This window comes from Microbulbifer sp. HZ11, from assembly GCF_000708675.1.
Lineage (GTDB): Bacteria > Pseudomonadota > Gammaproteobacteria > Pseudomonadales > Cellvibrionaceae > Microbulbifer.
Window position 1 is genome coordinate 1,599,301 of record NZ_JELR01000002.1, and the last position, 25,527, is coordinate 1,624,827.

The 25,527-nt window shown below is 58.3% G+C and carries 21 protein-coding genes; 9 read left to right on the forward strand and 12 right to left on the reverse strand.

Annotated features, from left to right (window positions below):
• Positions 1 to 20: 20 nt before the first annotated feature.
• Positions 21 to 2,231, reverse strand: coding sequence for an Ig-like domain-containing protein (locus AU11_RS14420; RefSeq protein WP_156035332.1), 2,211 nt, complete (start codon positions 2,229 to 2,231; stop codon positions 21 to 23).
• Between the two features lie 195 nt (positions 2,232 to 2,426).
• On the reverse strand, positions 2,427 to 2,660 hold the full coding sequence (locus tag AU11_RS14425; RefSeq protein WP_043319985.1) for a hypothetical protein: 234 nt from the start codon (positions 2,658 to 2,660) through the stop codon (positions 2,427 to 2,429).
• On the opposite strand from AU11_RS14425, the gene AU11_RS14430 reads away from it, so the two are divergent.
• Positions 2,659 to 3,876 carry an aminopeptidase gene (locus tag AU11_RS14430; protein ID WP_231491950.1) on the forward strand — a complete coding sequence of 406 codons (1,218 nt, stop codon included), beginning with the start codon at positions 2,659 to 2,661 and terminating at the stop codon, positions 3,874 to 3,876. The genes AU11_RS14425 and AU11_RS14430 overlap by 2 nt on opposite strands.
• Here the strand turns inward: AU11_RS14430 and dtd are convergent.
• On the reverse strand, positions 3,807 to 4,253 hold the full coding sequence (gene dtd / locus AU11_RS14435) for a D-aminoacyl-tRNA deacylase (protein ID WP_043319986.1): 447 nt from the start codon (positions 4,251 to 4,253) through the stop codon (positions 3,807 to 3,809). The genes AU11_RS14430 and dtd overlap by 70 nt on opposite strands.
• Before the next feature lie 96 nt (positions 4,254 to 4,349).
• On the opposite strand from dtd, the gene AU11_RS14440 reads away from it, so the two are divergent.
• The 4 genes from AU11_RS14440 (at position 4,350) to AU11_RS14455 (ending at position 10,547) form a co-directional block, all read left to right on the forward strand.
• Positions 4,350 to 6,488 carry a prolyl oligopeptidase family protein gene (locus AU11_RS14440; protein WP_043319987.1) on the forward strand — a complete coding sequence of 713 codons (2,139 nt, stop codon included), beginning with the start codon at positions 4,350 to 4,352 and terminating at the stop codon, positions 6,486 to 6,488.
• Between the two features lie 48 nt (positions 6,489 to 6,536).
• Complete coding sequence (locus AU11_RS14445; protein WP_043319988.1) at positions 6,537 to 7,547, forward strand: NAD-dependent epimerase/dehydratase family protein; 1,011 nt, start codon at positions 6,537 to 6,539, stop codon at positions 7,545 to 7,547.
• A gap of 171 nt (positions 7,548 to 7,718) precedes the next feature.
• On the forward strand, positions 7,719 to 8,558 hold the full coding sequence (locus tag AU11_RS14450; protein ID WP_156035334.1) for a mechanosensitive ion channel family protein: 840 nt from the start codon (positions 7,719 to 7,721) through the stop codon (positions 8,556 to 8,558).
• 102 nt (positions 8,559 to 8,660) lie between these two features.
• Positions 8,661 to 10,547 carry a DUF885 family protein gene (locus tag AU11_RS14455; RefSeq protein WP_043319990.1) on the forward strand — a complete coding sequence of 629 codons (1,887 nt, stop codon included), beginning with the start codon at positions 8,661 to 8,663 and terminating at the stop codon, positions 10,545 to 10,547.
• A 57-nt stretch (positions 10,548 to 10,604) separates the two neighbouring features.
• Here AU11_RS14455 and AU11_RS14460 read toward each other — a convergent pair whose 3' ends face one another.
• The gene (locus tag AU11_RS14460) at positions 10,605 to 12,284 is read right to left on the reverse strand and encodes an NAD-dependent malic enzyme (protein ID WP_043319991.1); all 1,680 of its coding nucleotides are present in this window, start codon (positions 12,282 to 12,284) and stop codon (positions 10,605 to 10,607) included.
• Between the two features lie 236 nt (positions 12,285 to 12,520).
• On the opposite strand from AU11_RS14460, the gene AU11_RS14465 reads away from it, so the two are divergent.
• On the forward strand, positions 12,521 to 12,910 hold the full coding sequence (locus AU11_RS14465; protein WP_043319992.1) for a thioesterase family protein: 390 nt from the start codon (positions 12,521 to 12,523) through the stop codon (positions 12,908 to 12,910).
• Positions 12,911 to 13,035: 125 nt separating this feature from the next.
• Here the strand turns inward: AU11_RS14465 and AU11_RS14470 are convergent, their stop codons facing one another.
• The gene (locus AU11_RS14470; RefSeq protein ID WP_051687274.1) at positions 13,036 to 14,130 is read right to left on the reverse strand and encodes a diguanylate cyclase; all 1,095 of its coding nucleotides are present in this window, start codon (positions 14,128 to 14,130) and stop codon (positions 13,036 to 13,038) included.
• A 108-nt stretch (positions 14,131 to 14,238) separates the two neighbouring features.
• Here AU11_RS14470 and AU11_RS14475 point away from each other — a divergent pair, with 108 nt between their 5' ends.
• The gene (locus tag AU11_RS14475) at positions 14,239 to 14,751 is read left to right on the forward strand and encodes a macro domain-containing protein (RefSeq protein ID WP_043319993.1); all 513 of its coding nucleotides are present in this window, start codon (positions 14,239 to 14,241) and stop codon (positions 14,749 to 14,751) included.
• A gap of 25 nt (positions 14,752 to 14,776) precedes the next feature.
• Here the strand turns inward: AU11_RS14475 and AU11_RS14480 are convergent, their stop codons facing one another.
• The 3 genes from AU11_RS14480 to AU11_RS14490 are packed head-to-tail and all read right to left on the reverse strand — an operon-like array spanning position 14,777 to position 16,746.
• Positions 14,777 to 15,397, reverse strand: coding sequence for a hypothetical protein (locus AU11_RS14480; protein ID WP_051687275.1), 621 nt, complete (start codon positions 15,395 to 15,397; stop codon positions 14,777 to 14,779).
• Positions 15,398 to 15,437: 40 nt separating this feature from the next.
• Positions 15,438 to 16,217, reverse strand: coding sequence for a hypothetical protein (locus AU11_RS14485; protein WP_051687276.1), 780 nt, complete (start codon positions 16,215 to 16,217; stop codon positions 15,438 to 15,440).
• 10 nt (positions 16,218 to 16,227) lie between these two features.
• Complete coding sequence (locus AU11_RS14490) at positions 16,228 to 16,746, reverse strand: RNA polymerase sigma factor (protein WP_231491952.1); 519 nt, start codon at positions 16,744 to 16,746, stop codon at positions 16,228 to 16,230.
• 158 nt (positions 16,747 to 16,904) lie between these two features.
• On the opposite strand from AU11_RS14490, the gene AU11_RS14495 reads away from it, so the two are divergent.
• On the forward strand, positions 16,905 to 18,323 hold the full coding sequence (locus tag AU11_RS14495; RefSeq protein ID WP_051687277.1) for a S8 family serine peptidase: 1,419 nt from the start codon (positions 16,905 to 16,907) through the stop codon (positions 18,321 to 18,323).
• On the opposite strand, the gene AU11_RS14500 is transcribed toward AU11_RS14495, so the two are convergent.
• Positions 18,320 to 19,318: a hypothetical protein gene (locus AU11_RS14500; protein ID WP_043319994.1), complete on the reverse strand. Its 999-nt coding sequence runs from the start codon at positions 19,316 to 19,318 to the stop codon at positions 18,320 to 18,322. The two genes, AU11_RS14495 and AU11_RS14500, sit on opposite strands and share 4 nt — an antisense overlap.
• Positions 19,319 to 19,425: 107 nt before the next feature.
• Positions 19,426 to 20,091 carry a hypothetical protein gene (locus tag AU11_RS18340; protein ID WP_043319995.1) on the reverse strand — a complete coding sequence of 222 codons (666 nt, stop codon included), beginning with the start codon at positions 20,089 to 20,091 and terminating at the stop codon, positions 19,426 to 19,428.
• Positions 20,092 to 20,320: 229 nt separating this feature from the next.
• Between AU11_RS18340 and AU11_RS14510 the strand changes: the two genes are divergently transcribed.
• A complete protein-coding gene (locus AU11_RS14510; RefSeq protein WP_043319996.1) occupies positions 20,321 to 20,884 on the forward strand; it encodes a glutathione S-transferase family protein in 564 nt (187 codons plus the stop codon).
• A gap of 13 nt (positions 20,885 to 20,897) precedes the next feature.
• On the opposite strand, the gene AU11_RS14515 is transcribed toward AU11_RS14510, so the two are convergent.
• Both AU11_RS14515 and AU11_RS14520 read right to left on the reverse strand, forming a co-directional pair.
• Positions 20,898 to 21,695: a helix-turn-helix transcriptional regulator gene (locus AU11_RS14515; RefSeq protein WP_043319997.1), complete on the reverse strand. Its 798-nt coding sequence runs from the start codon at positions 21,693 to 21,695 to the stop codon at positions 20,898 to 20,900.
• Positions 21,696 to 21,760: 65 nt separating this feature from the next.
• Entirely contained in the window at positions 21,761 to 25,468 is a 3,708-nt protein-coding gene (locus AU11_RS14520) for a DUF1566 domain-containing protein (protein ID WP_043319998.1), read from the reverse strand.
• Positions 25,469 to 25,527: the final 59 nt, after the last annotated feature.

Genomic DNA, 25,527 nt, shown 5'->3' on the forward strand with positions numbered 1-25,527 from the left:
TCAAAATACAATCTCGTGTCTTAGGGGGTGGGAGTGAAACGATCGATGTAACTAGAAATAAACACCTCTTCTCCCTCACCCGTGCCGTATTGCTTGGAGTAATCTATCTCCTGGTAGATACGCACAAAATAGTCACCACCCACCTGCGCCAGCGGCTCAATTTCGCGGTATCGATATTCTACGCAATCCGGGTCATCCTCAGCACAATTGGACGGATAGGGATCGGAATTGTCGCTGCGGTGATGGAAGTAGCGCATGTCAAGATATCCCGTATCTTCCGTCCACTGATAACCTGAAATAGCGCTTCGGTAAGTACCATTGGAGCGATACAGCTGCGAGCCGGTGCCGTCTGCAAAAAACTCAAAACCAAAACCGCTTGCGCTGTACTTGGATGCTTCGTCAAGCACCGCGAACTGCTGATCTTTAATAACCAGTGACCCCGGAACCGGTAGTCTCAACCCTTGTGTGACGGGTACAAGGTAGTCGCCGCCCACAGAGGCGATAGAACCATCGGCACGCCTGACGACTCCCAAAGTCCTGAGCCCGTGCCCTTGCGTTCCTAGTGCAACATATTCCACTGTGATACCACGGTTCATGGCAAGCACAAGCCGCCCATTTTCGTCGAGCGACATGACCCCGCTATCGGTATAGTCATTTTTGAAATCAAACCGCTGGGTGATGGTACCGTTTGCGTTCGGTGATACGAGCACCGCCTGCCAATGATAAGGGCCCTGATAAATGGTCTCGTCTTTGTCGAGGTATGTACCGATAGCAAAAGTGTTTTGCGTGGCAGCGGAAAAATCGCCAAACTTGACGTTGTTTAGCTGGAGAAAGTTGGGGGCTGCGGCAAAAATGGCTTTGGTTTCGTCACAGCGGTATTGAGTCGTTTGTTGATAGGTTGAAAATACACTGGTATCCAACACCTTGCTCAATACAGTTTTGATCGGTGTGGCGGTGTAGCTGATCACTTCCGGCGTAGTACACTCTTCTCGGCCATCATAAAAATAAACAGCATCCAGCACTCCGTCCACATCAATTGAGATCGTATTGCCTGCAACATGCATTTGAACCTGATTGTCCTGCTGGCTCTTTGTCGAGTTGGTCGCGTAATATCCGAATTCCGACTCCGCGGCCGGCAACTGAACACTGATTCCCGTCGCACGAGTAGCGCTAAGGTCGCCAAGATCGATAAACAGGAGCTCCTGCTCCGGTGCTGTTTCAAGCGCCTTGATTTGCTTAGAGTTACTGAGAATCTGGTTACGATAGGTCGTGTATTTTTCGGGGTTGCTCGCTTCTAACTGCTCAGCGAGGGTCACGGCTTTTGGATGATCTATCAAAAAATCGTAAGTGTTGAGCTGAGTGAATTCACTCCATTGGTCCCCTGCTAATAGGGATTTGAGGGCAATGGCACTTTCCATCACCAATTTTTGCGGCAAAGTTTGTGCGGAGTTTGTCAGGACATCGAGTGAATGAATTTCGCCTCCCGCCACCATTTCCATATAAGCGCTGGCGCTGGTCCCTGCGGCAGAGAGGTACAGAGTTGGCAGAGTATCCTCAGTGACGATGCCATCATTTGCCTGGGACTTTAGGAAGCCTAAAGTACCTAAATATGACTTCAGTCTTATCCCTTTATTGATGTCGGTATTTTGGTGTTCTGACTGGACGGCGACTAACGCACTGTCATCTTCCACAGGGAGCTCCAGCTGGAACCGGCGGCCATCGAGATTTGCCTGGTATTCCCTGGTGCCCACGGTAACTGTGACGGTACCAATACCGCTAACTGACTCTCCGATAGTCCCGGAGAGGGTCAACAGCGAGTCAATATTGATAATAACCGTAGCCTGCGATTCATCGGTGCCATCGCTTATGGTGTAGGAAAACCTGTCCGTACCGTGGACGCCATTTTTAAGGGTGTAGCGAATCTTATCGCCTTCAATAGCGGGGTCTGTTCCAAATTCCGATGACTCGACCGCAGTCAGGCTCAACGCGTCACCGTCGGCGTCGGAGTCATTGGCCAGTACATCAATCACGATTGACGTTTCCCGGGCGGAGACGGAGACACTGTCATTGTTTGCTATCGGAGCGGTATTGGTTGGTGATGCTGGACCGGATGGTGCATCGCTCCCGCCACCGCCACCGCCACCGCCACAGGCTGCAATGGCAAGACAAAAAGGCAGATAAAAAAGTGGTTTGAGTGTGCTAACAAGCATGCCCGAATCAGGCCTGTACATCGGATTTCCCCCTAAAGATGTGGATTGTTCAATTATTAGTCGGTTAGCCACATCCCTGGCGCAAAAATCAACACAGAAAAATACCCCAAAGAATTGCCGAAATACAGATTTTCCTGTGGTTGCAGCCGGACCGCTGGTCAAAAAATGCTGCCGGCGAATGGCCGGCCTCGCTCACCGTGTTGCAGGTAATCAGGGTTAGTCGGGGAGAGCGACTATGCTGGAAAGCAGTAAGATCGCCACAGACAACAGAGCCAGTTGTCTCCTATGCTCAGAGTTTGCGAGTAGCAGAAGCAGGGGAAGAGGTGGGAAAATCAGCGCAGCGATACCCATTACTGTAGAAATACCAAAAGAAAGCCGTATCAGATAAATCCACAGCACGGCACTGAGTACCAGTAAAAACACCAGCGAAACAGCGGCAACGGGCGGCATGGACGACTCCCTGATTCAACGTTTTCTCTCCAGAGTTAAATTAGCCGCTCAACCGCGGCTCTTCATCTTTGCCTGTGAAAAGGGGCGCCCACTGCTGCGCCTTTTGGTACTGGTGGGCGCAATTTTGGCCGGCGGCTGTGAGACCGTGTATTTCTATTCTCAGGCTACCACTGGCCAGCTGAAGATTTTGGCGGGTCGCGAGTCAATTGACCGCCTGGTGCAGGAGGAGCAGACGGACCCAAAGCTGCGGCGGCAGTTGGAGTGGGTGCAGTCGATCCGCGCTTATGCAGCCGGCGAGCTGCACCTGCCTGTGGGTACGGCCTACAGCGACTTTACCCAGCTGGAAGACGAATACGTACTGTATAACGTCGTGGCTGCGCCGGAGTTCTCCCTGTCTCCCAAACGCTGGTGCTACCCCATTGCCGGCTGCGCCAGTTACCGCGGCTACTTCGACAAACGCGATGCCCAGACCCAGGCGGGACAGCTGAGGGCCCAGGGCTACGACGTGTATCTGGGGCCGGTGCCGGCCTACAGTACCCTCGGCTGGTTTGACGATCCGGTGCTCTCGAGTTTTGTTGACTGGAAGCCGGATCGATTGGCCAGTTTGCTATTCCATGAATTGGCGCACCGCCGGGTTTATATTGCTGGAGATACTCAGTTTAACGAGAGTTTTGCCACGGCTGTGTCGCGTATCGCCCTGCCGGCGTGGCGCAAGCGCAATGGTATTCCCGCTCCCAGGGTGGCGAACGTGGAGCAGGCTCGGCGGGTGAACGGTTTGATGGTAAGTGCGCGCAGGCAACTGCAGGATATTTACCGTTCGGATTTGACCGATGACGAGAAGCGCGAGCGCAAGGCCAATACCCTGCAGCGGCTGCGCCACTGCTATCGCAAAGAGTCTGAAGGCTGGACCCAGGACGAAAAATTCGCCCAGATGATCGAGAAAACCAACAATGCCACCCTCGCTCTGGTTAGCGAATATCAGTCACAGGTGCCGGCTTTCGTGCAGCTGTACAAAGATAGCGGCAGCGACTGGGAAGCATTCTATCGAGCGGTAGAGCAACTGGGCGCCCAGTCCAAAGCGCAGCGCAAGGCGCAGCTGGAATCCCTTGGCAAGCGTGCCCAAACCTACCAGAATAAGGCGCAGAATCACGCCTCCAGCAAAAAGGTCACGGGCCCGTCATTACACAGTGATACCTGCATGTCCGCAGCGAACTGACCACCGGCGACAGGGCAGCCGTCGGCAATTTTGCTCTGCGCCTCCGCGAGGAAGTATTCATACAGTTCATTGGCCCGCTCTGGACTGGCTCCGCGGCTGAAGCTTGGGCGCAGCCCCCTGGCGGTGTCTGCCACAAGTGTGAACTGACTGACCACAAGCAGTCCGCCAGCGGCCTGTTGCACATTCAGGTTCATCTTGCCCTGGCCGTCGCTGAAAATCCGGTAGTGCAAAACCTTGTGCAGCAGCTTGTCTGCGGTGGCTTCCGTATCGGTGGCCTCGACACCGAGCAACAGCAGGATTCCGTGATCAATGGCGCCGACGGATTCACTGCCGACTTCCACTTTCGCGTGTTTTACCCGCTGAATCAGGCCTTTCATCGATAACCTCTTCTAAAATTCTGTTGCCCGCTGGATGCTTGGCAGCGAATTTTCTAGATTAGCCCACTGATCGCCAATAAAAAACCGGAAGTCTCCATGAACAAGACCGCTTTGACTCTCATAGCCGGAGCTGCCATTCCCGTGCTGGCCGCAGTGGCTGCCATCGCCGCGCATAGCGACAAACCCGCGCTGGAATACCCCGAAACCGCAACCGTCGCGCAGAAAGATGATTACTTTGGCACCAGTGTCAGCGATCCCTACCGCTGGCTCGAAGACCAGGAATCCAAGCCGGTCAAAGACTGGGTAACCGCCCAGAACGACTTCTCGCTGCCCAAACTCAAGGCACTGCCCGGTTGGGACAAGATCAACAAGCGTCTTACCGAGCTGTGGCAGTACGAACGATACGGAGTGCCCTACAAGAAAGCCGGACAGGTTTTTTACGAGTACAACGATGGCACCTGGGACCAGAGCGTTTTTTACAGCACCCGCGATATCCACAAGGATGGCGGCGTGGTACTGGATCCCCGCGCACTCAGTGAGGATGGCACTATTGCGGCCAAACGTTATTCGGTCAGCCCCAATGGCCGCTACCTCGCCTATGGTACCTCCGACGGCGGTACTGACTGGACCGATTACCATGTGCGCGACCTGAAAACGCGCCGCCTGATTCCGGATCGCCTGACCGGGATCAAATTCAGCGGCGCCAGCTGGGCCAAGGACGAGTCTGGTTTTTACTATAGCCGCTACCCGTTTAACCAGGACGGCAGTGCCGACGACAGCAAGCAGGTCTCCGTCTACTTCCATAAAATCGGCGAGCCCCAGAGCAAGGATCAGCTGGTTTACCAGATTACCGATCATCCCACCCGCAACCCGGGCGCAGAAGTCAGTGATGACGGCAAATACCTGATCCTCGGTATTTTCGATGGCTATGACAGCAACGGGGTGTACTACAAGGATCTGACCGATCCCAAGGCCGAAGTCGTCAAACTACTGGACGGCTGGGACGCTCTCTACACCTTCCTCGGCAACGACGGCAAAACGTTCTTTTTCGAAACCAATGCCGACGCAACCAATGGTCGCATTGTCGCCATCGATCTGGACAAGCCGGAAAAAGCCCACTGGAAAACCCTGGTGCCAGAGCAGAAAAATGCCCTGCAGGGCGCCAGCCTGATCGGTGGTCGCTTTGTGCTGCACTACCTGGAGGATGCGAAATCCAAGGTGCTGGTAACCGATCTGAATGGCAAGCAGCAGTACGAACTGAAATTGCCCGGTATGGGCACCGTGGAAGGCTTCTACGGTGATCCGGAAGACAGCGAAACTTACTATGCGTTTAGCAATTTCCTGACCCCGCCCAGCATTTACAAGCTGGATGTGGCCAGTGGCAAAAGCGAAAAGGTCAAAGCGCCGAAATACCCGGCCGACTTTTCCAGCTACACCGTTAGCCAACACTTTTTCACCAGTGAAGACGGTACCCGTGTGCCCCTGTTCCTGGTGAGCAAGAAAGGCCTGAAAAAAGACGGTGAAAATCCCACGCTGCTGTACGGCTACGGCGGCTTCAATGCGGCGCAGCTGCCCCAGTTCTACACCCGCTTTGCCGGCTGGCTGGATATGGGCGGTACCTTTGCCATGGTGAGCCTGCGCGGAGGCAGTGAATACGGTGGCGACTGGCACAAGGCTGGTACCAAATTGCAGAAACAGAATGTGTTTGATGACTTTATCGGCGCGGCGCAATGGCTGATCGGTGAAAAGATCACCTCGCCGGAAAAGCTCGGCATCATGGGCCGCTCCAATGGCGGGCTATTGGTGGGTGCTACCGAAGTACAGCGCCCGGAACTGTTCAAGGTAGCCCTGCCCATCGTCGGCGTGCTGGATATGCTGCGTTATCACACGGCCTCGGCCAATGCGCGCCAGTGGTCGAGCGACTATGGCCTGTCGGAAAACAAGGACGAGTTCAAAGCGCTCTACGCCTACTCCCCGGTGCACAACACCAAAAAGGGTACCTGCTATCCGGCCACTCTGATTACTACCGCGGACCGCGATGACCGTGTGGTGCCCTGGCACAGCTACAAGTTCGCCGCGGCACTGCAACGGGACCAGGGTTGTGACAACCCGATCTATCTAGCAGTGGAAACCCGCGCGGGCCACGGTGCCGGCAAGCCGGTGTGGATGCAGGTGGAAGACTTTACCAACCAGTATGCGTTTCTTGCCCATGAATTGGGGCTGGAGATCAAGTAGTCTCTGTTATCCAGGGGCGCATTCCGCGCCCCGGAATCGGAAGACACGATGCGCGCATTTGTAACCGGTGGCACCGGCTTTCTCGGCGCCAACCTGATCGAACAGCTGATTGGCGATGGCTGGCAAGTCACCGCCATGCACCGTCCCGACTCCAGTACCCGGCGTCTGCGGATGCTGGGGGCCACTCCGGTGCAGGCCTCTCTCGACAGTCTGGAGTCCCTGCAAAATGCCTTGCCGGCGGAGCTGGATGCGGTGTTCCATCTCGCCGGTAATACCAGTATGTGGCGTGGTGGCGATGCGCAACAGTGGCAGGATAACGTGGTGGGGTCTGCCAACCTCGCGCAGGCGGTGCGGCAGCATTTTGCCCGCCAGAGCAAACCGGGGCGCATGATCGTCACCAGTTCCATCTCGGCCTACGGTCACCAGCAAGGTGTCATCAGCGAGGCCAGTCCGCAACTGGCCACCAATCCCCGTTTCCACTACCACTATTCAAAACTGCACGCGGAGCTTGCAGTGCGTGACGAGATTGCGCGCGGTCTCGACGCGGTGCTTCTCAACCCCTGTGCCATTGTGGGTAAGTACGATGTGTCCAGCTGGGCGCAGACATTTTTCCTGCTGGCGGAGAACAGGTTGCCGGGGGTGCCGCCTGGAGCCAGTTCGTTCTGCCACGCGGGTGCCGTGGCGCGGGCGCATATCGAGGCTTTCCACCGCGGTCGCCGCGGTGAGAACTATATTCTCGCCGGTACCGATGCGAGCTTTCTGGAGTTCTTCCGCACCATTGCCGAGTTGGTGGGAGTGCCGGCCCCACGGCGCACCACCCCCGCGCTGTTCATTCATGGTATCGCTGCAGTGTCCGACGCGGTATCCCGTATCAGCGGCCGTGAACCTGCGGTAACGCCACAGAAGGCCAGTATGTTGACCAGTCGCGCGCTGGCTGACTCCACCCGCGCGGAGCGTGAACTGGGCTATCGCAATGCGATGCCGCTTGCGGATATGCTGCGCGAATCCCGGGACTGGCTGGTAGCCGAAGGCCTGCTGACTCTGCCCGCTTCAGGTTGACAATTATTTTCAGATACCGGTTATGAATCGCCAAAATCTTATTTTTATTCTGGTACTTACCCTGCTCGTACTGCAGCTGGTACAGCACTATTTCTTCTCAGGGGCCCCATAGCCCTCGGGGCCTTCCCTGCCTTATGCTTCGCACTGAACTTTGAATCGGGAGATTACGCTGTGGACGGACTGAAAGCGCAAATGGAAGAGCTGTGGCCGGTACTTATCGACGTGGGCCTGAATATTCTATGGGCCCTGTTGGCCCTGCTGGTAACCTGGATTGCGGCAAAAATCGTCTCCCGCGCAGTGAACCGTCTTACCGAACGCGGCATCGATGAGACTCTGGTACCGGTACTGGAAACCCTCGCGGTGTGGGGCACCTATGTGGTGGGTGGCCTGGTGGTACTGGATATTTTCGGTGCCAATACCACCTCGCTGGTCGCTCTGCTGGGTGCCGCCGGTCTCGCGGTGGGTCTCGCATTGAAAGACACCCTGCAAAGCATTGCAGCCGGATTTGTGCTTTTGGGGCTGCGCCCGTTTCGCGTAGGTGAAACCATTCAGTTTGGCAGCACCATCGGCACCGTACGCAAGATCGGACTGTTCACCACCGAAATGGACACGCCCGACGGGCTGCGTATATCCGCTCCCAATGACAAGGTGTGGGGCGAGACCCTGACTAATTTCACCCGCAACTCCAGTCGGCGGATCGAAATCATCGCCAGTATCGCCTATGGCGATGACATCGAAACCGGTATGCGCGTGCTGCGCAATCTGGTGGCGCAGGAGCCGCGGATTCTCACTGACCCGGAGCCCGCTTACGCGGTGCGTGCACTTGCGGACAGTTCGGTAAACCTGCACCTGCGGGCCTGGGCCAAGACCGATGATTATTGGGATGTGTACTGGGAGTTGATGAAGAAGCTCAAGCCGGCGCTGGAAGCCGAGGGGCTCACCATTCCCTTCCCTCAGCGGGAACTGCACATCGTTAACAGTGAAGAAAAGAAGGTAGCGAAAATCGGCTGATATTTTTCATCGAATCGATACTGTTACATTCCATATCCTACCCCTGATATTGAGTGTGGATCGGTTTCCTATTTATAAAACGCTTTTACAAGAGGCTAAATTATGCGCAAAGCGCTCCTGAGTCTGGTGATCGCAGCGGCTGTGGCTGGCTGTCAGCAGAGTGACGACCCCAATAAGCAATCTGAGCAGGCCGTGGCGGCCAAGTCCGGTGAACAGGCAAACCAGCTCCCGGAGACCGCGGAGTCGCAACAGGATGAAACCAAACGTCTTACCGAATGGTTCGATGCAAAGTTCGAAGAAAAACTGCAGTTCAGCCCGATTCAGCTCAGCTACCTGGGCCGCAAGGAGCAGTACGACAAGATCGACGATATGACCAAGGCCGCGGACGAACGCGAGCTGGCGTGGAAGAAAGCGACCGTCGAGGAAATGAAAAAGCAGTTTGATTACGACAAGCTCTCCGCCGAGGGTAAAGAGTCCTACGATCTGTGGATTCAGCAATACGAGCAGGAAAAGGCAAACCAGCCTTTCGCGGACCACAGCTACTTCGCCAGCGAGCTGGGTGGGCCGGAAGCCCAGTTGCCGACCTTTATGATCAACCAGCACAAAGTGGAAACCGAGCAGGATATGCGCGATTACATCGCCCGTATCGGCGGTATCAGCACCGCCCTCGGCCAGCTGCTGGAGCGTGCCCAGGGCTCCGCGAAAAAGGGTATCCGCCCGCCGCAATTTGCCTATGACCTGGCGATTGAGCGCGCCCAGAAAGTCACCACAGGTCAACCGTTCAGCGATGGCGAAGACGCACCGCTGATGGGCGACGCGAAGAAAAAGATCGCGGCGTTGAAAGAGGCCGGCACCATCGACGATGCCACTGCGAAGGAATTACAGGAACAGGTCGCGGAAGCCCTGACCAGTAAAATGAAACCTTCCTACGATGCCTATATCGCGTGGCTGAAAGAAGACCGGGTAAACGCCGACGAGGAGCCGCGTGGCGTTTCCAACCTGCCGGACGGAGACAGCTACTACGCCAACCGCCTGGCCCATTACACCACCCTGCCGATGACCGCCGATGAGGTGCACCAGCTCGGCCTGGATGAGGTGGCACGTATCCGCAAGGAAATGGAAGCGATCAAGGACCAGGTGGAGTTTGACGGCGACCTGCAGGAATTCTTTACCTACATCCGCACCGACGACAAATTCTATTACCCCAACACCGATGAGGGTCGCAAGGAATATCTCGAAGAGGTCGAAGGCTACCTCGCCGACATCGAAGCCAAGCTGCCGGAATACTTCGGCATCCTGCCCAAGGCGGATCTGGTGGTGAAACGCGTTGAGCCCTTCCGTGAAGTACCCGGTGGTGCGCAGCACTATTCATCAGCTACTCCGGATGGATCCCGCCCCGGTACTTACTATGTGCATATGTCTGACATGAGTGCGCTGTCCAAGGCGGATATGGAGACAGTGACCTATCACGAGGGGAACCCGGGTCACCATATGCAGATTTCCATCGCCCAGGAGCTGGAAAATATTCCGCAATTCCGTACCCAGGCACACTTCACGCCGTATATCGAAGGCTGGGCGCTCTACTCGGAAAAACTTTCCAAGGAAATGGGACAGTTTAAAGACCCCTATCGCGACTTCGGCCGCCTGACCGCAGAAATGTGGCGTGCGATTCGCCTGGTAGTGGATACCGGCATGCACGCCAAAGGCTGGAGCCAGGAGCAGGCGGTGGAGTACTTCCTGGAGAATTCTGCGATTCCGGAGGGCGCGGTACGCTCCGAGGTGCGTCGTTACCTGACTTATCCCGGACAGGCGACTTCCTACAAAATCGGTATGCTGAAAATTGAAGAGCTGCGCGCCAACGCAGAAAAAGAATTGGGCGATCAATTCGATATTCGCGCCTTCCACGACACGGTCCTTGGTGGCGGCGCGCTGCCATTGCCGCTGCTGGAGAAGCGGGTGAATGCCTGGGTAGAAAGCGTAAAAAACTGATCTCCCCAATCTCGTGAAAATAGCGGGCCTGGCGCCCGCTATTTTTTTACGAGTGTCTCAAAAAGCCACGCGACGGTAGCGCCGATAATTGGGCGACCAGAAATTCTTTTCGATATTCTTTTCCAGTTTTTCCCGGGTGATACCCGGAGCCACGCCGTCTTCCTGTGCCTGCAGCCCCACCGCCATGGCGATGGCTTTGCCCACATCGCGGATATCTGATAGCGACGGCAGCAGCGCGCCACTGCCCTTCTGCACCACCGGCGCATTTTCTGCCAGCGCGTTGGATGCCGCCATCAGCATATTTTCGGTTACCCGGCTGGCGTTGGCCGCGATGACCCCGAGGCCGATACCGGGGAAGATATACACGTTGTTGCACTGGGCAATCGGATACTTCTTGCCGTTGAGTTCAACCGGCTCGAACGGGCTGCCAGTGGCCACCATGGCTTCGCCCTGGGTCCACGCCATCACTTCCTGGGGCGTCGCTTCTGCACGGGAAGTGGGGTTGGACAGGGGCATGACCAGCGGGCGCTTGCAGCCCTTGTGCAGCGCTTCGATTACCGGTTGGGTAAACAGACCGCCCTGGCCGGATACGCCGATCAGTATCGTGGGCTTCACCTGTTCGATCAGGGTTTGCAGATCCCACTCCGGCGCCTGCGGATATTTGTCGGTGCTCTGAGCGAGCTTTTCCTGGAAGTCGTGCAGGCCTTTCATGTCACTGGTGACCAGGCCGTAGCGGTCGAACATGAAGATACGCTCGCGGGCCTGGGCGTCGCTCAGGCCGTCATTCACCATCGCCGCGACCACCTGCTCGGCGATGCCACAACCGGCGGAGCCGGCGCCCACTACCAGCACTTTCTGTTTGCAGAGCTTCTCGTCTTTCGCCTTGCAGGCCGCCAGCATGGTGCCCAGTGCCACGGAAGCAGTGCCCTGGATGTCGTCATTGAAGCAGCACACCTTGTCGCGGTAGCGATTCAGGATGGGCATGGCATTGGTCTGGGCGAAATCCTCAAACTGAATCAATACCTTGGGCCAGCGGCGTTTTACCGCGGCGATAAACTCTTCGATAAACTCGTCGTACTCCTCCTGGGAGATACGCTCGTTGCGCCAGCCCATGTACATGGGGTCATTCAGCAGGGTGCGGTTGTTGGTGCCCACATCCAGCGTCACCGGCAGCGTGTAGGCCGGGCTGATGCCGCCACAGGCGGTGTACAGGGACAGTTTGCCGATGGGAATTCCCATACCGCCGATGCCCTGATCGCCGAGACCGAGGATCCGTTCGCCGTCGGTGACCACAATGACTTTTACATTCTGTTTGGTCGCGCTGCGCAGAATGTCGTCCATATGCTTGCGGTCCGGATAGGACACAAACAGGCCGCGGTGGTTGCGGTAGATATTCGAAAATTCCTCACAGGCGGCGCCTACGGTGGGCGTGTAGATGATTGGCAGCATCTCTTCAATGTGCTGCTCGATCAGGCGAAAGAACAGCGTCTCGTTGTCGTCCTGAATCGCACGCAGGTAAATATGGCGTTCCAGATCGGTATTGCACTGTTGATATTGGTGATAGGCGCGGCGCACCTGCTCGTCGATGGATTCCACATTGGTGGGCAACAACCCGATCAGATTGAACTCGATGCGCTCCTGCAGAGTGAAGGCGCTGCCCTTGTTGAGCAGGGGAATCTCCAGCAGGGAGGGGCCGGCGTGCGGAATATACAGGGGGCGTTTATCTTTTTGACTCATAAATCGATTCTGGTCGTTTAGATGCTGCAGACTGGGCGTGGACCGAAAACACAGCGTAGCGGATTCGGGCGCAGATTTTACGCGGACTTGATCAGATATGCCGCAGCCGATTGCAAATGCAAACAATTGTCCGGAGTATCGGCGATTTACGGCCGATGATGTCTGGATGATGGGGCCGCCAGCTGATTAAATCTGCGCTGCCGCATTTAATCCGTTTAGGCGAGAGAAAAAAATCGATGTTCACTTACCAGATAGAGCCGCGCTTCAGCGAGACCGACGCCCTCGGGCATATCAACAATACCGTGATACCCGTGTGGTTCGAGCAGGGGCGCACGCCGATTTTTCAGCTATTCAATCCGGATCTGAACCTGAACCAGTGGAACCTCATCCTGAAAAAAATGGATGTGGATTTTGTCGCGCAGATTTATCTCTACTCACCGGTAGAGATTCGTACCAGCCTGAGTGCGGTGGGCAGTACCTCGATGACCATCCATCAGGAGGTATGGCAAAAAGGCAAGCTGGTTGCACAGGGGGATTGTGTGATGGTGCACTTCGACTATGCACAGCAGGGTAAAGCGCCGATTCCCCAGGAGGTCAGGGAAAAGCTGCTGCAGCACGTCGCGTGATTCGGCAGTGGTGCCGCATAGCGGCAACCACAGATATAGTCGCGAGTTAATTTCACAGCGCGCGGAAGCGGAGCCGGTAATCAGCAGGCGTCTGTTGGCGGATGTCTGGTGTCTGTGGGTTCCGGTCAGTCGGTGCTGATGACCTGATTGCGCCCAGCAGTTTTGGCTCGATACATCCGCGAGTCCGCCTCCGCCAGCAGTTGACTCTGGCTTTGCGGGAGGCTGGAGTTGGCGCCACCTTCGGCAACCCCAAAGCTGATGGATATGTGTACATCTTCCTCGTAGCGCGCGCTCAGTGCTTCCACCTTGTGGCGCAGTTTCTCTGCCAGAATGCCGCCACCCTGGACATCGGTATTGGGCAGCAGAATCAGAAACTCCTCCCCACCCCAGCGCGCGACTATGTCATCGGCGCGGGTGTTGTTGCGCAGCACATCCGCCACATCCTGCAGAACCTGATCGCCAAAACCGTGGCCGTAGGTATCGTTGATCGCCTTGAAGCTGTCGAGATCACCGATGAGTACGGTGTAGCGCCCTGCCAGCTCGCGGTTGCGGCGTTCCAGTTCGTCGATGGCGCGGTAAGCCTCGCGGCGGTTTGCCAGCCCGGTCAGCGCATCGGTACTGGCATGGCTCTCAAGCTCCGCGGTGAGCTTGTGCAGCATCTGCTGGGTCTGGTGGCGGCTGCTGTCGAGAATCGCGGTGAGTGCCGTCAGGGCACCGAATACGGCGATGAAGCGCGCGCGGTGGGCGGTGTCGTAGCTCGCCAGCAGGCCGGGGAAATCCGGGTAAAACAGAATCAATGCGGTGGCGCCGCCGATACCGGCGAGGGTAACCGTGCCCCATTTGTAGCCGTACAGATTGATAAACCCGGGCACCAGCATCACTGCCCACATCAGGCCGGTGTTGTTCACTCCACCGGACAGCAGCAGGTAGAAATACAGCACTAAAAGTAAAGCCCCCACCAACAATGGGGTTTTACTGCTGGGGCCGGCGACATTGACGCCCACATAGGACAGCAGGATCACGCCGGCCACGGCGAACAGGCTGGCGGACAGAAACAGGTCGGCGCCCATTAGTGCGATCACGCCCATGGCGCCGGTGATGGCGAGGGCGAAAATCAGCATGTAGCCGGAAGCCTGGATGCGCCGCCGCAGTTCCAGGGCGCGTGCTTGAGTGACCGGGTCGGAGCATCCGGTCGAGGATCTTCGTGTGGTAGTTTCCATGGAGTTGTCGTTTTTCTAGATGGCCTGGTCCTTCAGCCCTTAGTCCCGCCGGCAGCGGGGGTCGAGCGGGCTATAGTAATGGCGAAAGCCTTAGGCGCGGAGAGGCCCATGGGACAGCTGCAACTAATTTGTGATGACGTTCTCACTCTGGAGGCGGATGCACTGGTGTGTCCGGCGCACAAGCATCTGATTCGCGGGCGAGGGCTGTCGGAGCAGATCTTCGAACGGGCCGGTGAGGCGCTGGTGAGTGAGTGCTCGCAGCTGCCGGAGTGCCCGGTGGGAGAGGCGCGGATCACCACCGCCCCCGATCTATTCGTGAACCACTTGATTCACACGGTCACACCCCAGTGGAGCAGCGGTGACCAGTGGGGAGCCGAGGCACTGGTGCAACTGCGCCGGTGTTACGAGAGTGTGCTGGGACTCGCCCGTGAACAAGGACTGCAGCGCCTGTTGTTTCCGGCCCTGGGGGCGGGCACCAATCGCTTCCCCCATGAAATCGCTGCTCACCAGGGGCTGGATGTGCTGAACAAGGCGCGGGGGGATTTCGAGATGCTGACCGTGTGCCTGCACAGCCAAAGCGCGCTCGCTACCTGGCAGCAGGTGCGGGAGCGCTTTAGCTAACCGCACGGCGAAGTCAGGCTGGTATTCAGTCGCGGCCCAGATTATCGCGGACTTCCAGCGCGTCGTAACTCTCGATAGCTTCCTCGCTCCCGCTGGTGCCCGCCGGTCGCACCCCGCGACCCATGCGAATTTCCAGGCTGGCCTCGGTGCTGGTGCGGTGGCTGGGCTGCGCATGGCTTCCACTGTGCAGGCTGGCGGCGTAGCTTGTGGAGGCCGGGCGTGTGCGGCTGGTGCACGTGAGCAACCCACATTCGCGGGTAGTCACGTAGTCGGGGCCACTGCGGTAGCTGGTACTGGCACTAATTCCGCCGTGGGCATTGGGATCCATATCGCCCCGGTCCACCTGGGTATCCTCGCGCACCACCACAAACCAGTCGTAACCCTCGAGCAGTGTCAGTTCGGCGGCGCGCAGCATGGCGTAGTCCCGGGCATCGCCGCGCTTGTTGCCACGGCCCTTGTAACTCACCCGGTAACGGTCTTCGGCGATCTTGCGCTCCTGGTAGCCGTAGCCCGCGCCCTTGGCCGCCCGGTAATCCGGAGACTCACCGGAAGACGCGCAGCCGGTGCTCAGTGACAGTGTGACCAGGATGGCGGCAATGGTGGTGACGGTTTTAGTAGTGACGAATGTTTTACTGATACTGGTCATGGTTGTTTTCCCTTTCTTTGCCGAAGCGTGAGCGTGTCATTTACCGGGTTGACGGCTCGGCTCCGGTTTTATTCCAGCCTTTTCCAATTATTTTTTGTTCCTGTGCCGGGGCCAGGGTTTCTGCGGCCATCGCATCCAGTGCGCTGTCCAGCAGCGAGCCGCCGGTGGCGGTCTGGTAACTGCCGGGGGCCTGCACCGCATCCAGCTGTACCGAGGCCGCCAGCTGCCACTGGCCGCCGTCGTTGCGACAGGCAATATTCTCCGAGCCTCCGTTTGCTTCGCGCAGCTGGAACTGGCGACAGTAGTCCCCCTGCTGATTGCGGAAGGTCAGGCGCGGGGTGATGGCGCGGCCGTCTGGCAGTGTCAGGCTGGCGCCGCTGGGAGCCTGTTCCAGGCCGGCGGCGACGGTCTGCCACTGCCCTTCGTTGTTGTCGGTAGTCGGCAGCAACCAGCCGGCACCGAGGCCGATGGCCAGGGCAATGGCGGCGGCCATGCCGGCGTGGCGTTGCAGTTGCTGGTGCACCTGCCGCTGGGCTCGCCGCCACAGGGGAAAGGCGATGACCTGCGCGCTGCCGGCTCGCTCTTTTTCCAGCAGGCTGGTGATCCCATCGGGCATGGGTCGCTGGTCGATGGCGGAGTAGGTCTGGCGCACGGTCTGGTCTACTGCCGCCAGTTGCGCCAGGCGATCCGCGAGGGATTCGTGCTCGAGCAAAAGCGCGCGGATCTCGTCCATCTGCGGTTCCGGCAGCTCTCCATCGAGAAAGGCACTCAGCTGTTTATCGGTGACCGCCGGTGGTTGTGTCTGTCTGTGCTCGTTCATCGGGTGGTCCTCAGTGGGCGGTTCTTGCCTGTTTGTGTGGAGGCGTGTTCAGGGCGTCGCAGAGGGCGGCGCGGGCCCGCGCCAGACGACTCATTACGGTGCCGATGGGTATCTCCAGGGTGGCGGCCACATCCTTGTAGGACAGCCCCTGCAGCGCCACCAGAGACAGAATCGAGCGCTGCTCATCCGGCAGCTGGTGCATGGCGCGGTTGACCCGCTCCAGTTCCATTTCCCCGGCCATCGCGCGCTCGCCGTCCACAATCTGGCCCTCGCTCAGCTCCGGCTGTTCTGCCGCCTGTTGGCGCACCTTGCGCGCCCGGTATTCATCGATCCACAGGTTGCGGCATACCCGGAAGGCCCATTTCGCCAGCGCCACATCCTCCGGAACCCTGCGGTCCAGCAACCGCTCTACGGTGCTCTGCAGCAGGTCGTCGGCATCCGCCATGGATCCGGTGAGGGAAAACGCAAAGCGCCTGAGCCCGGGGAGTAGCTCTGGCAGCTGTGACGTCAACTCGTCTTGCATGATCATTATCTCGTTCCCGTTTCTCCAGTAACGGCCCGGTGCCCGGTTTATTCCCGGAAAATCGAAATAGTTTCGGGCGGCGGGAATTTTACCGCCGTTGGGCCGTGATACCGGTATGCGCCGCGCATTTTCCCAAGCGGCGGGCTAATGCGAGAATGCCACCCATGAAAACGCCACTGAAGAAACCCACCACACATCCACTGCGCACCGGTATGACTGCGCTGGCGCTGCTGCTTCCCCTGCCGATGGCGGCGAGCGCTCAGCTCGTCAATCTGGATCCGGTGGTGGACGCCGTGGGACCGGCTATCTCTGACGGCATCAGCGAAAGCGAGCGGCTGGCCCGGGACCTGGAGCGTCGTGCCGCGCAAGCGGCGCGGCAGGCCGAGCGCCGGGCACAACAGCAGGCTCGGCAGTTATCGGACACCGCGCAACAGGTTACCGGCGCAGCCACAGATACCCTGCGCCGGATCCCGGTGCTGAATGGCGGAGGTGCCGTGGCGCTGGTGGAGGTCGAGGTGGCGCCGGGGGAATGGGCGGTGGAGCGCCAGTGGCTGGCGATGCTGGATACTGGGGAACTGGCCCTGCTGCAGAAGCTGGATATCGAGATTCTGGAGCAGACCGATTACACCCGGCTGGGTCTCAGCCTGCTGCGCTTTCGCGTGCCGGCGGCCATGGACTCCCGGGCCGCCCTGTCCAGGCATCTGCCGGCGTCCCTGGTGGAGCGCTTCGACCGCAACCATATTTTCCGGCCGCAGAACGCCAGTGAGTCCTCCGTTGGGGGTGACGCACCGGCGGAGGTTTCCAGCATCTGCGACGCGCCCGTGTCCATCGGAATGGTGGATACCGCGATTCAACTGGATCACCCTGCGTTTCGCGGCCACCGTATCGAACAACAGTCGTTTGTGGATCCCTCATTGCCACAACCGGATGCCCACGGCACCGCAGTGGCCGGTGTACTGATCGGCGCCGCACCGGCGGGCCTGTCGCGGCTGCCCAAAGCGACCCTGTACAACGCTTCGGTATTCTACCCGCGGGACCAGTTTGCCCAGGGCGCCACCATGATGCACTTGGTCGGCGCGCTCGACTGGTTGCTGTCGGTGGATGTACAGGTCATCAATATGAGCCTGAGCGGTCCCGGCAACCGGGTACTGGAAACGACACTGAAGCGGGTACTGGCGCAGGGGAAAATCGTGGTGGCCGCCGCGGGCAATGGCGGCCCGGCGGCGCCACCGTTGTATCCCGCGGCCTACCCGGGAGTGATTTCCGCCACGGCGGTGGATGAGCAGATGAATGTTTACCGCTGGGCCAACCGCGGGGACTATGTGGACTTTGCCGCGCACGGCGTGCGAGTAATGACCGCGCGCAGCGGCAGCCGCTTTGGTCGCGAGAGCGGCACTTCCATTGCCGCACCGATCGTGTCCGCCTTTGCCGCCTGTGAACAGGCGACCAACCCGGGCCTGGCAACCGACCCGGAGGTGACGACAAAAACAAGCAGTGCAGTAATGGAAAAGCTGGCCGCACGGGCCAGCGATCTGGGGGAGCCGGGCCGCGACCCGGTGTTTGGTTACGGCTTTCTCGATTAAAAACGCAGGTTGAGCATCAGCGAGGCAAGCGTCTCGTCGTAATCTGCACCGGCCAGTGGTGAGCTGTGATTGCCGTGGCTGAGCTTGCCGGTGACAGAGAGTGCTTCGTTAAAGGCCAGTTCCCAGCTGGCATCCAGGGTGCGGCGCAGGTCCCGGCGCGTTTCCTCATCCGTGGTCGTCACCGCCGGCTCCTGCCAGGGCAGGTTAGGGGAATCCAGCGGTGTATCCATCAGCGAAAATTCCGATACGTATTCCCGTTCGCTCAACCGCCCTCCCAGCTGCAGGGTATTTTCGGTACCGGCGAGCGCGAACTTGTGGGAGAGGCGTGCGCGCAGGCTGCGCCCGTTGAAATCGAGACTTTCGGAGGCCGCGTCCTCGCGCTCCCAACCGGCGCCGAGTGAGAAATAACTTTGCGCTCCGGCAAAAAACACAAACATATCGCCATCAAAAATATCGGCCTTTGCGTCGCGCAACGGATTGTCGGAGAAATTTTTGTCACGCTGACCCAGGGCGCCGCGCAGGTATACCCGGCCGCCAATCAGTTTGCCCGCGTACACACCGCTCTGGACAAGCGTTAGGAATGGCTCGCTGTCCAGTGCGGCATCGGCGCGGTGCGCGCTGGCACCGAGGGTCAATGCGGTGAAATCGTAGCGGGCATCCACCGAGCAGGTGCCGGTGCGCTGATCGAACTCCTCGAAAGTCTGATAGTTCTTCCACTGGTGACGATAGCCGCCCTTAACGGTAAATGCTTCGTCAACGGTTAACTTCCCCTGCAGGTCGGTGTTCAGCAGAAAAGCGCTGTCCCCCGTATTTTGTGCTCGGTCCAGCTCCTGGATGGAAAGGTTGCTATCGTGTTCCATGCCTGCACCCGCTTCAAAAGAAAAATCGGTTTTTACTTCTGCAGCCGATGCGCCGGAACACAAGGCGCAGGAAAGTGCGAGCACGCCCGGATAAAAAATCCCGCAGTTTTTCTGAAATTTGTTTGTCGTGTTCATTGTCTGGATTCCATGTGATCTGTTGCGACTTCCCTGCGCGAAGCCGGAGCCGCCTGTGCGGCCCGGCATTGGCATTATTTGAAAAGTCTGGAAAAGATGACTGCGGTTTAAAGGTCGCCCAGTACAGAGGTGTCCATAGCCTGCGCCACACTCGCCTCGACGGATTCCTCGACTGCCGCGGCGATTTCACCGTTCACCGCTGCGGCGACCTGCCCGACGATTTCTGCATCCAGGGCACTTTGCGTGGTCGCAGCCACGGTAGAGGAGATCGTCTGATCCACACTGCTGGCTACCGCTCCGGTGACATTGGCAGTGGCATCGGCATCCAGTTTTTCTGCGGCGTTTGCAGCGACATGGGTTGAAAGGCTGTTGGCGGTACTGGCAGCAATATTGGTTGCGGCACCCGCGGCACCCGCAGTCGCAGCCTCCAGATTACTGCTGGCGGTCTCGATCGATGAATCGGCACGTTGCTCGGCAGTTTGCGCCGCACCCTGCCCATCCCCTGCTTCGGTAACGGCTGCGGTCTGCCCAGATTTACTGCTGTGAATACTGGCGCTGGTGGACGCCTGCATACTGGCCTGGGCCTGCACGCCGGCGTTGGCATTGGTGTTGATGTTGGAGTTGATGTTGGTGTTGATGTTGGCGCTACTGTGCATATCTGCTGATACGCTGTGCTGGGGTTGGGCGTGGGCGCTGGCCACCAGTAGCAGGCTGGCTGCAGTAATCAGCTGGGTTTTAACAAACGAGCGGGAAATGGCTTTGAAATTTGGCATCGGGTTGTCCTCTTGGTAAACCTCTGGGTTTTGGTGCAATCTGTTGGCTTGCACAGGGACAACGGCTGGGAAGGTGACTTATTCCCGAAAGATGTGAAAATTTTTAATGTGCTTTCCTGATCGACGATCGGAAATATCCATTTGCAGGCTGCGGAGCTTTTCGAGATCATCCCTGAATCAATCACGCTCACCCGAACACCGTGAAATCAAAGAAAAGGAACACCCGGAGATGAAACTATTTGGCAGCCTGACTTCCCCCTTCGTGCGCCACTGCCGCCTGGCACTGATGCAATCCGGCCTGGACTGGGAAATGGTGGAGCTGGATATCCATAGCACCCAGAACCCGGATACCCCCACCATGCGGGTTCCGTTTCTCGAAGACGGCGACATCAAACTGACCGACTCCACTTCCATTGTGAAATACGTGCGTGAAAAATCCGCGCAGGGGTTTATTCCAGACGCGCGGGATATGGATCGCTACTGCCTAGCGAATACTTTGCTGGATGCTGCCATCAACCTGTTCCTGCTGGAGCGCAGCGGTCTGGATATCAAGGAAAATGTCTACACCCGTCGCCAGCAGGCTCGGGTAGAGCGAATTCTCAGTGAGCTGGATTCGGCGCCACTGCCTGAGGTGGGAAAGCTGAACGATGCGGATTATCGCGTGGCGGTGGGTGTGGCCTGGGGTGCGTTCCGCCAGCGTTTCTCCATAGAAAACTGCAAGAATCTGCAGCAGCTACTGGCCATTGCCGGTGAGGATGTGGCCTTTGCCAACACAGCGCCCCCTGCAGCCTAGGAGGACGGGAGATTCAGCTGTTATGCCCCAGCCACAGCGCCATCAGTGCTGCGCGGCTTGTGACATTGAACTTGCGGTAAATATTCATTACGTGCTTGTGGGTGGTGTCTGGCTTCAGGTCGAGTCTGGAGGAAATCTCTTTTTCCGTCAGGTCGGTCAGGAGCCAGTGCAGCACTTTCTTCTCAGAGGGGGTCAGGGGGTTTTCCGCCACCAGCAGGCCGTGGGCCAGTAGTAGCTTGCGATGGAACCAGCCCAGGGGGCGCAGTACTTCCATCGCCAGGAGCAGATCCCCCATTGTAAACGGTGGCTGGCCATCCATGCGGTTGAAACAGTAATAGGATTCCGCATCCTCGCCCGAGGGTGCCACCACAAACAGCGTATCGGCCACTCGCTTGTCCCGATAAAATTCGTGATAGTGCGCGGTGTCGTAGAAGGCTGCAGATACGTGATCACGCATCAGTGTGCCGCGAAACTGACCCGCCTGGCGAATGTGATTGAGGGTGCTCTCATCCACTTCATATTTCCCCGCCGTCACCTCTCTGGTGTAGTGCTTGTGCAGCTGGCGATCCGAGGGGAGCTCCCGATAAAAATACACCGGCCCGGGCCGCCAGCCGAGCATATAGTCCCGCTCGGGATTGAGATGTTCGAGGCACACAGCGCTGAGCCAGTAACCGTGGTCGGCACTGATCGTCTGGCTGATCGATTCCAGCAGAAACTGCAGACCGTCACTGGCCAGTCTCGCTGCGGGTAAACCGGCGAGGTGATCCCAGATTCTGTGTGCGTGGTTCTCTGGCGAAACGTGCGGGGGCAAAATGTCGATCCCTGTGGTAATGGCCCGTTGAAAGCGCCCAATTTACCACAGGGACAGACACTGGCTTAGTGATACATGCCGTCCAGCATGCGGAAGGCGGCGTTGATGATTTCCGCACGCACCTCTTCACTGTGCTCTACACCGGTAAAATCGCTGAGATCCTCAAAGCGTGCGTTATTGTCCTGAATAAATGCGTTATACGCCGCTTCATTTTCTCCCGCCTCAATCAGATTGGATACCGAGACCACGGTACACACAATACCGACCGTGACCAGCACCGCTGGGAGCGCGGCGACACTGGCACTGCCCGAGATAAAGGCAGACACCGTCACCCCTGCTTTGGCCGCGGTAGCCGCGGTATGCACCATGGCGGTGGAGAGCACCACACTGGAGGTCAGGGTGAAATAGGTTCCCACCCCACCGGCTACGGCGACACCGCCGAGGGCGCCCGCAGCGATCAGGTCCGCGTCGGTACTGGCGATGGCGTCTGAAAGAACCTGGGGGAACCCTTTGGATACGTAGACGCAGTGCAGGCCGAAACAATCACTTTTTTCGGCGAAATAGGCATCTACACGATCCTCTGCGTTGGTTACCAGAAGTTCGCGGCGATCATTGATGTGGGCCATGGCAATAGTCAGCAGCCAGACTTCGTCGTTGCTCAGTTCGCTTTGCTCTTTCGCCGTCAGCGACAGCAGCAGTTCATTCAGCGCGGCAAAAAGCGAGGCTCCGGCTTCCTGGTTGCCGTTGCCAGCATCCTCGACAAACGTTTCCATAATGTCGCTGACCGGTGCGCCGGAATCCACCAGCGCCAATACATAGTCGCGCCAGGGTACAACCGTGGAATCCTCGCTGGCATCTTCAATCAGCGATGTGCGCAGGGTCTCGAGAAAATCCCCGAGAATCTGCTGGCTGGCATCGCTGCGCACAACATCCCGAAACAGCTGCCGGCTCAGGTCGACACCATAGGCCGGGGTGGTGGGTACTTCCACCACTATCCCCGGCGTGTTGAATTCGATCTCGATGGGATCGGTCACTGGGATGGTGTCCCCCGGATCTATATCCGGGGGGTCGGAAAGTTTAATCCGCGTGCACAGATGCGGTGACGGGCAGATTTCATGGGAGAACTCACCGGTCGATACCTGGAACGCCTGGCAGCGCATGACATTTTCAAAGTAGTCGCCGTCGCGGTAGTCGCACTCGTACTTCAAATCCACCGAAGGTGCCGAGTTTACGGCGATACAGCGCTCGTCGTCGCAACCGATCTCCCAGCCGGATTCCCAGTTACACAGGTTGTAAGGCACCAGCTCGGGGTGGGGGTAATCCTCGCAATAGTGTGCGAGCCGGTTTTGCTCGGAAGTACTACTGCCCGTCAGTTCAAAATACACCGGTGCGGCCTCATCGGTATTTGCGCGAATACGCACATACAGTGTTTCGTCCCGGTGATTGGCGGCCTCGAAATAGGCGCCGTCACTGGCGGTAACCTGTGTCAGGGGGGAGCCGGAAAAATCCGCAGTGGTGAACACGTCGAAGGTGTAGTGACTTGATTGGGGCGAGCGCGTGTTTTGCATGGCGAGGAGGTAACGGACATCCTGCAGAATATCCGTATTGCCGGGCACGCTGACTTTCAGGTAGCCCTCGACCTTATCGTCGTCGCTGGTATCGTCTTCGAGCAACAGGGGCAGTGGCGCCTCCGGACTCAGCTGACTGAGGGAAACCGGCGTAGGTGCTGCCGGATTGGGGCTTACCGTTGGCGCCACGCCAATACGCACCGTGGCGGTTTGTGACGTTTTGGTGCCGTCGCTTACGGTAAACGTGAAGCTGTCTTCGCCGATAAAACCTTCGTCGAGGATGTACTGGAGATCGGGTGCGTCGCCCTGGAGATCCCCATGTTGTGGCTCGGAGACCAGTGTGAAGGTGAGGCTGTCGCCGTCGGGGTCTTCACCGGTGAGCGTGATATCCAGTTTTTTTCGCCCCAGAAGCGGTGCAAGTGCCATGTGCTCCGGGGCAACACCAAAGTGCTGTGGTATCGCAATCGGAGACTGATTACCACTTACCAGGCGCAGATTCAGCCCCTCGAAGGGTTCCCGCAGCACTGCCTCGCCGCTGGAGAAATCCATCGCCAACGCGTACCGCCGGTCACCACCATTGGCGCTCCAGTAGGGCACACCGGCTCCACCGTTAAGACCTGGGAAATGGCTCGCGGCAATGTGGTAAGCGCTGGCCTCAGATTCCTCGGCCACCAGGGTGATGAGCTCTTCGATACTGGGGACCCGCCAGTTGCTCAGGCCGCACAGGTTGGCGGTGCGCACGCGCTCGACGAATGCCTGTGTATTGCATGGGGCGCCGCTGGTTGGCCCTTCCGCCAGTTGGCACTGCCCAAGACCGTTGGCCTTGTTCAGTGTGGTACTGAGTGGATCGTGCCAGCTATAGCGGTTGCCCGCGTGGTGAATACCTGCCAGTGTGGTGCGCTTTACCTCCCAAATGAGTCCGCTCTCGATGTCGAGAACGCAGGACCACTGATTGCCTACCGTTTCGCTGCCCGAGTCACTCCAGGCGAGGTTCTGTACTGCCAGTGGTAAACCGTCGGCGCCAAGCTTCACCAGGTGTGCCGGTCCCGGAGCTGTGGGTTCTTCTGGGTCGACGGCATCGGGGTCCTGCGGGTCTTCAGGAGGGATCAGGCAGTCATAGGGAGCCGGGCATATCTCATACAGAAATTCACCGGAGGAAGCCTGGTAGGCGCGGCAGCGCATAACCGGGCCGAGTTCTGGCGAGTCTCGATAGGCGCACTCGAACTTGAGATCTACCGACTCCGAGTAATTGACCGCGCTGCAGGATGCGTCGTCGCAATTGATTTCCCACGCCGTATCCCCATTGCACAGCGCATCGGGCAAAAGCTCAGGGTGCTCGAATTCCTCACAGTATTGTTGCAGGGTGTTTTCCTGGGGCGCCTGATCAGTACTGACCAGCCGCAGGTTCAATGCGGTGGATGGGGGTGTCGCCACGGCCTCGCCACTGGCGAAGTCCAGCGCCCAGGCGGTCTGTGCGTCGGCGCCGTCGGCGCTCCAATAGGGCGTGCCCCCTTTGGCCTCGATACTGGGGAATACCCCATTACCTGTGTGGCGGTATTGCCCTGCAGCCTGCTGCTCCACCAGTGTGTGCAGTTCATCCGCACTGGGAACCCGCCAGTTACTGCGGCCACACAGACCCTCCGCGCGAACGCGATCTGCGAATGCGCGGCTGTTGCAGTCGGCACTACTGGTAAGCGCCCCGTCGAGGTAGCACTGTCCCTGGCCGTTGGCATCGCTGTTTGTATCACTTTCCGGGTCGAACCAGCTGTAACTGCTGTCGGCGGAATGAGCATGGCCGGAGCCGGGGCGTTTTACCTCCCACACCAGCCCGCTTTCGAGGTCTTCAATACAGGCCCATTGGGAGCCTTCTTCCTCACTGCCGGTATCACTCCAGGTCTCGGTCTGGATTTGTAAGGGCGCACCACTCGCCGCGAGCTTGATCAGGTTCGCAGGCTGGGAAGGCGGGGTATCCTCCTCGACCGGTTCCTCCTTCTGGTCTTCTCCTGGGTTTTCTTCCTGGTCGCCGTCTTCGCTCTGTTCATCTTCATCTTCATCTTCATCTTCTTCGCCGTCATCGGGTGTTTCCGGGGAGGAGTCGGATGTCGGTGGCGGCAGGTACCGGCGGCTATCGAGGTTCAGCCCGCGATCGCAGGCGGTGAGCGTCAGAACCAGCAGGAGTAGAACAAGGCAATTGCGAATGAACATGCGTTCCCCAAATTAATATATCCAGCGATATTTTTCGGCGGGAAACTATCAGATGGTCG

What these genes read in the sequence shown, in the direction of transcription:
- AU11_RS14420 (WP_156035332.1), bottom strand. Translation starts at nt 2,231, where the DNA reads ATGTACAGGCCTGATTCGGGCATGCTTGTTAGCACACTCAAACCACTT.
- AU11_RS14430 (WP_231491950.1), top strand. Translation starts at nt 2,659, where the DNA reads ATGGACGACTCCCTGATTCAACGTTTTCTCTCCAGAGTTAAATTAGCC.
- AU11_RS14425 (WP_043319985.1), bottom strand. Translation starts at nt 2,660, where the DNA reads ATGCCGCCCGTTGCCGCTGTTTCGCTGGTGTTTTTACTGGTACTCAGT.
- dtd (WP_043319986.1), bottom strand. Translation starts at nt 4,253, where the DNA reads ATGAAAGGCCTGATTCAGCGGGTAAAACACGCGAAAGTGGAAGTCGGC.
- AU11_RS14440 (WP_043319987.1), top strand. Translation starts at nt 4,350, where the DNA reads ATGAACAAGACCGCTTTGACTCTCATAGCCGGAGCTGCCATTCCCGTG.
- AU11_RS14445 (WP_043319988.1), top strand. Translation starts at nt 6,537, where the DNA reads ATGCGCGCATTTGTAACCGGTGGCACCGGCTTTCTCGGCGCCAACCTG.
- AU11_RS14455 (WP_043319990.1), top strand. Translation starts at nt 8,661, where the DNA reads ATGCGCAAAGCGCTCCTGAGTCTGGTGATCGCAGCGGCTGTGGCTGGC.
- AU11_RS14460 (WP_043319991.1), bottom strand. Translation starts at nt 12,284, where the DNA reads ATGAGTCAAAAAGATAAACGCCCCCTGTATATTCCGCACGCCGGCCCC.
- AU11_RS14465 (WP_043319992.1), top strand. Translation starts at nt 12,521, where the DNA reads ATGTTCACTTACCAGATAGAGCCGCGCTTCAGCGAGACCGACGCCCTC.
- AU11_RS14470 (WP_051687274.1), bottom strand. Translation starts at nt 14,130, where the DNA reads ATGGAAACTACCACACGAAGATCCTCGACCGGATGCTCCGACCCGGTC.
- AU11_RS14475 (WP_043319993.1), top strand. Translation starts at nt 14,239, where the DNA reads ATGGGACAGCTGCAACTAATTTGTGATGACGTTCTCACTCTGGAGGCG.
- AU11_RS14480 (WP_051687275.1), bottom strand. Translation starts at nt 15,397, where the DNA reads ATGACCAGTATCAGTAAAACATTCGTCACTACTAAAACCGTCACCACC.
- AU11_RS14485 (WP_051687276.1), bottom strand. Translation starts at nt 16,217, where the DNA reads ATGAACGAGCACAGACAGACACAACCACCGGCGGTCACCGATAAACAG.
- AU11_RS14490 (WP_231491952.1), bottom strand. Translation starts at nt 16,746, where the DNA reads ATGATCATGCAAGACGAGTTGACGTCACAGCTGCCAGAGCTACTCCCC.
- AU11_RS14495 (WP_051687277.1), top strand. Translation starts at nt 16,905, where the DNA reads ATGAAAACGCCACTGAAGAAACCCACCACACATCCACTGCGCACCGGT.
- AU11_RS14500 (WP_043319994.1), bottom strand. Translation starts at nt 19,318, where the DNA reads ATGAACACGACAAACAAATTTCAGAAAAACTGCGGGATTTTTTATCCG.
- AU11_RS18340 (WP_043319995.1), bottom strand. Translation starts at nt 20,091, where the DNA reads ATGCCAAATTTCAAAGCCATTTCCCGCTCGTTTGTTAAAACCCAGCTG.
- AU11_RS14510 (WP_043319996.1), top strand. Translation starts at nt 20,321, where the DNA reads ATGAAACTATTTGGCAGCCTGACTTCCCCCTTCGTGCGCCACTGCCGC.
- AU11_RS14520 (WP_043319998.1), bottom strand. Translation starts at nt 25,468, where the DNA reads ATGTTCATTCGCAATTGCCTTGTTCTACTCCTGCTGGTTCTGACGCTC.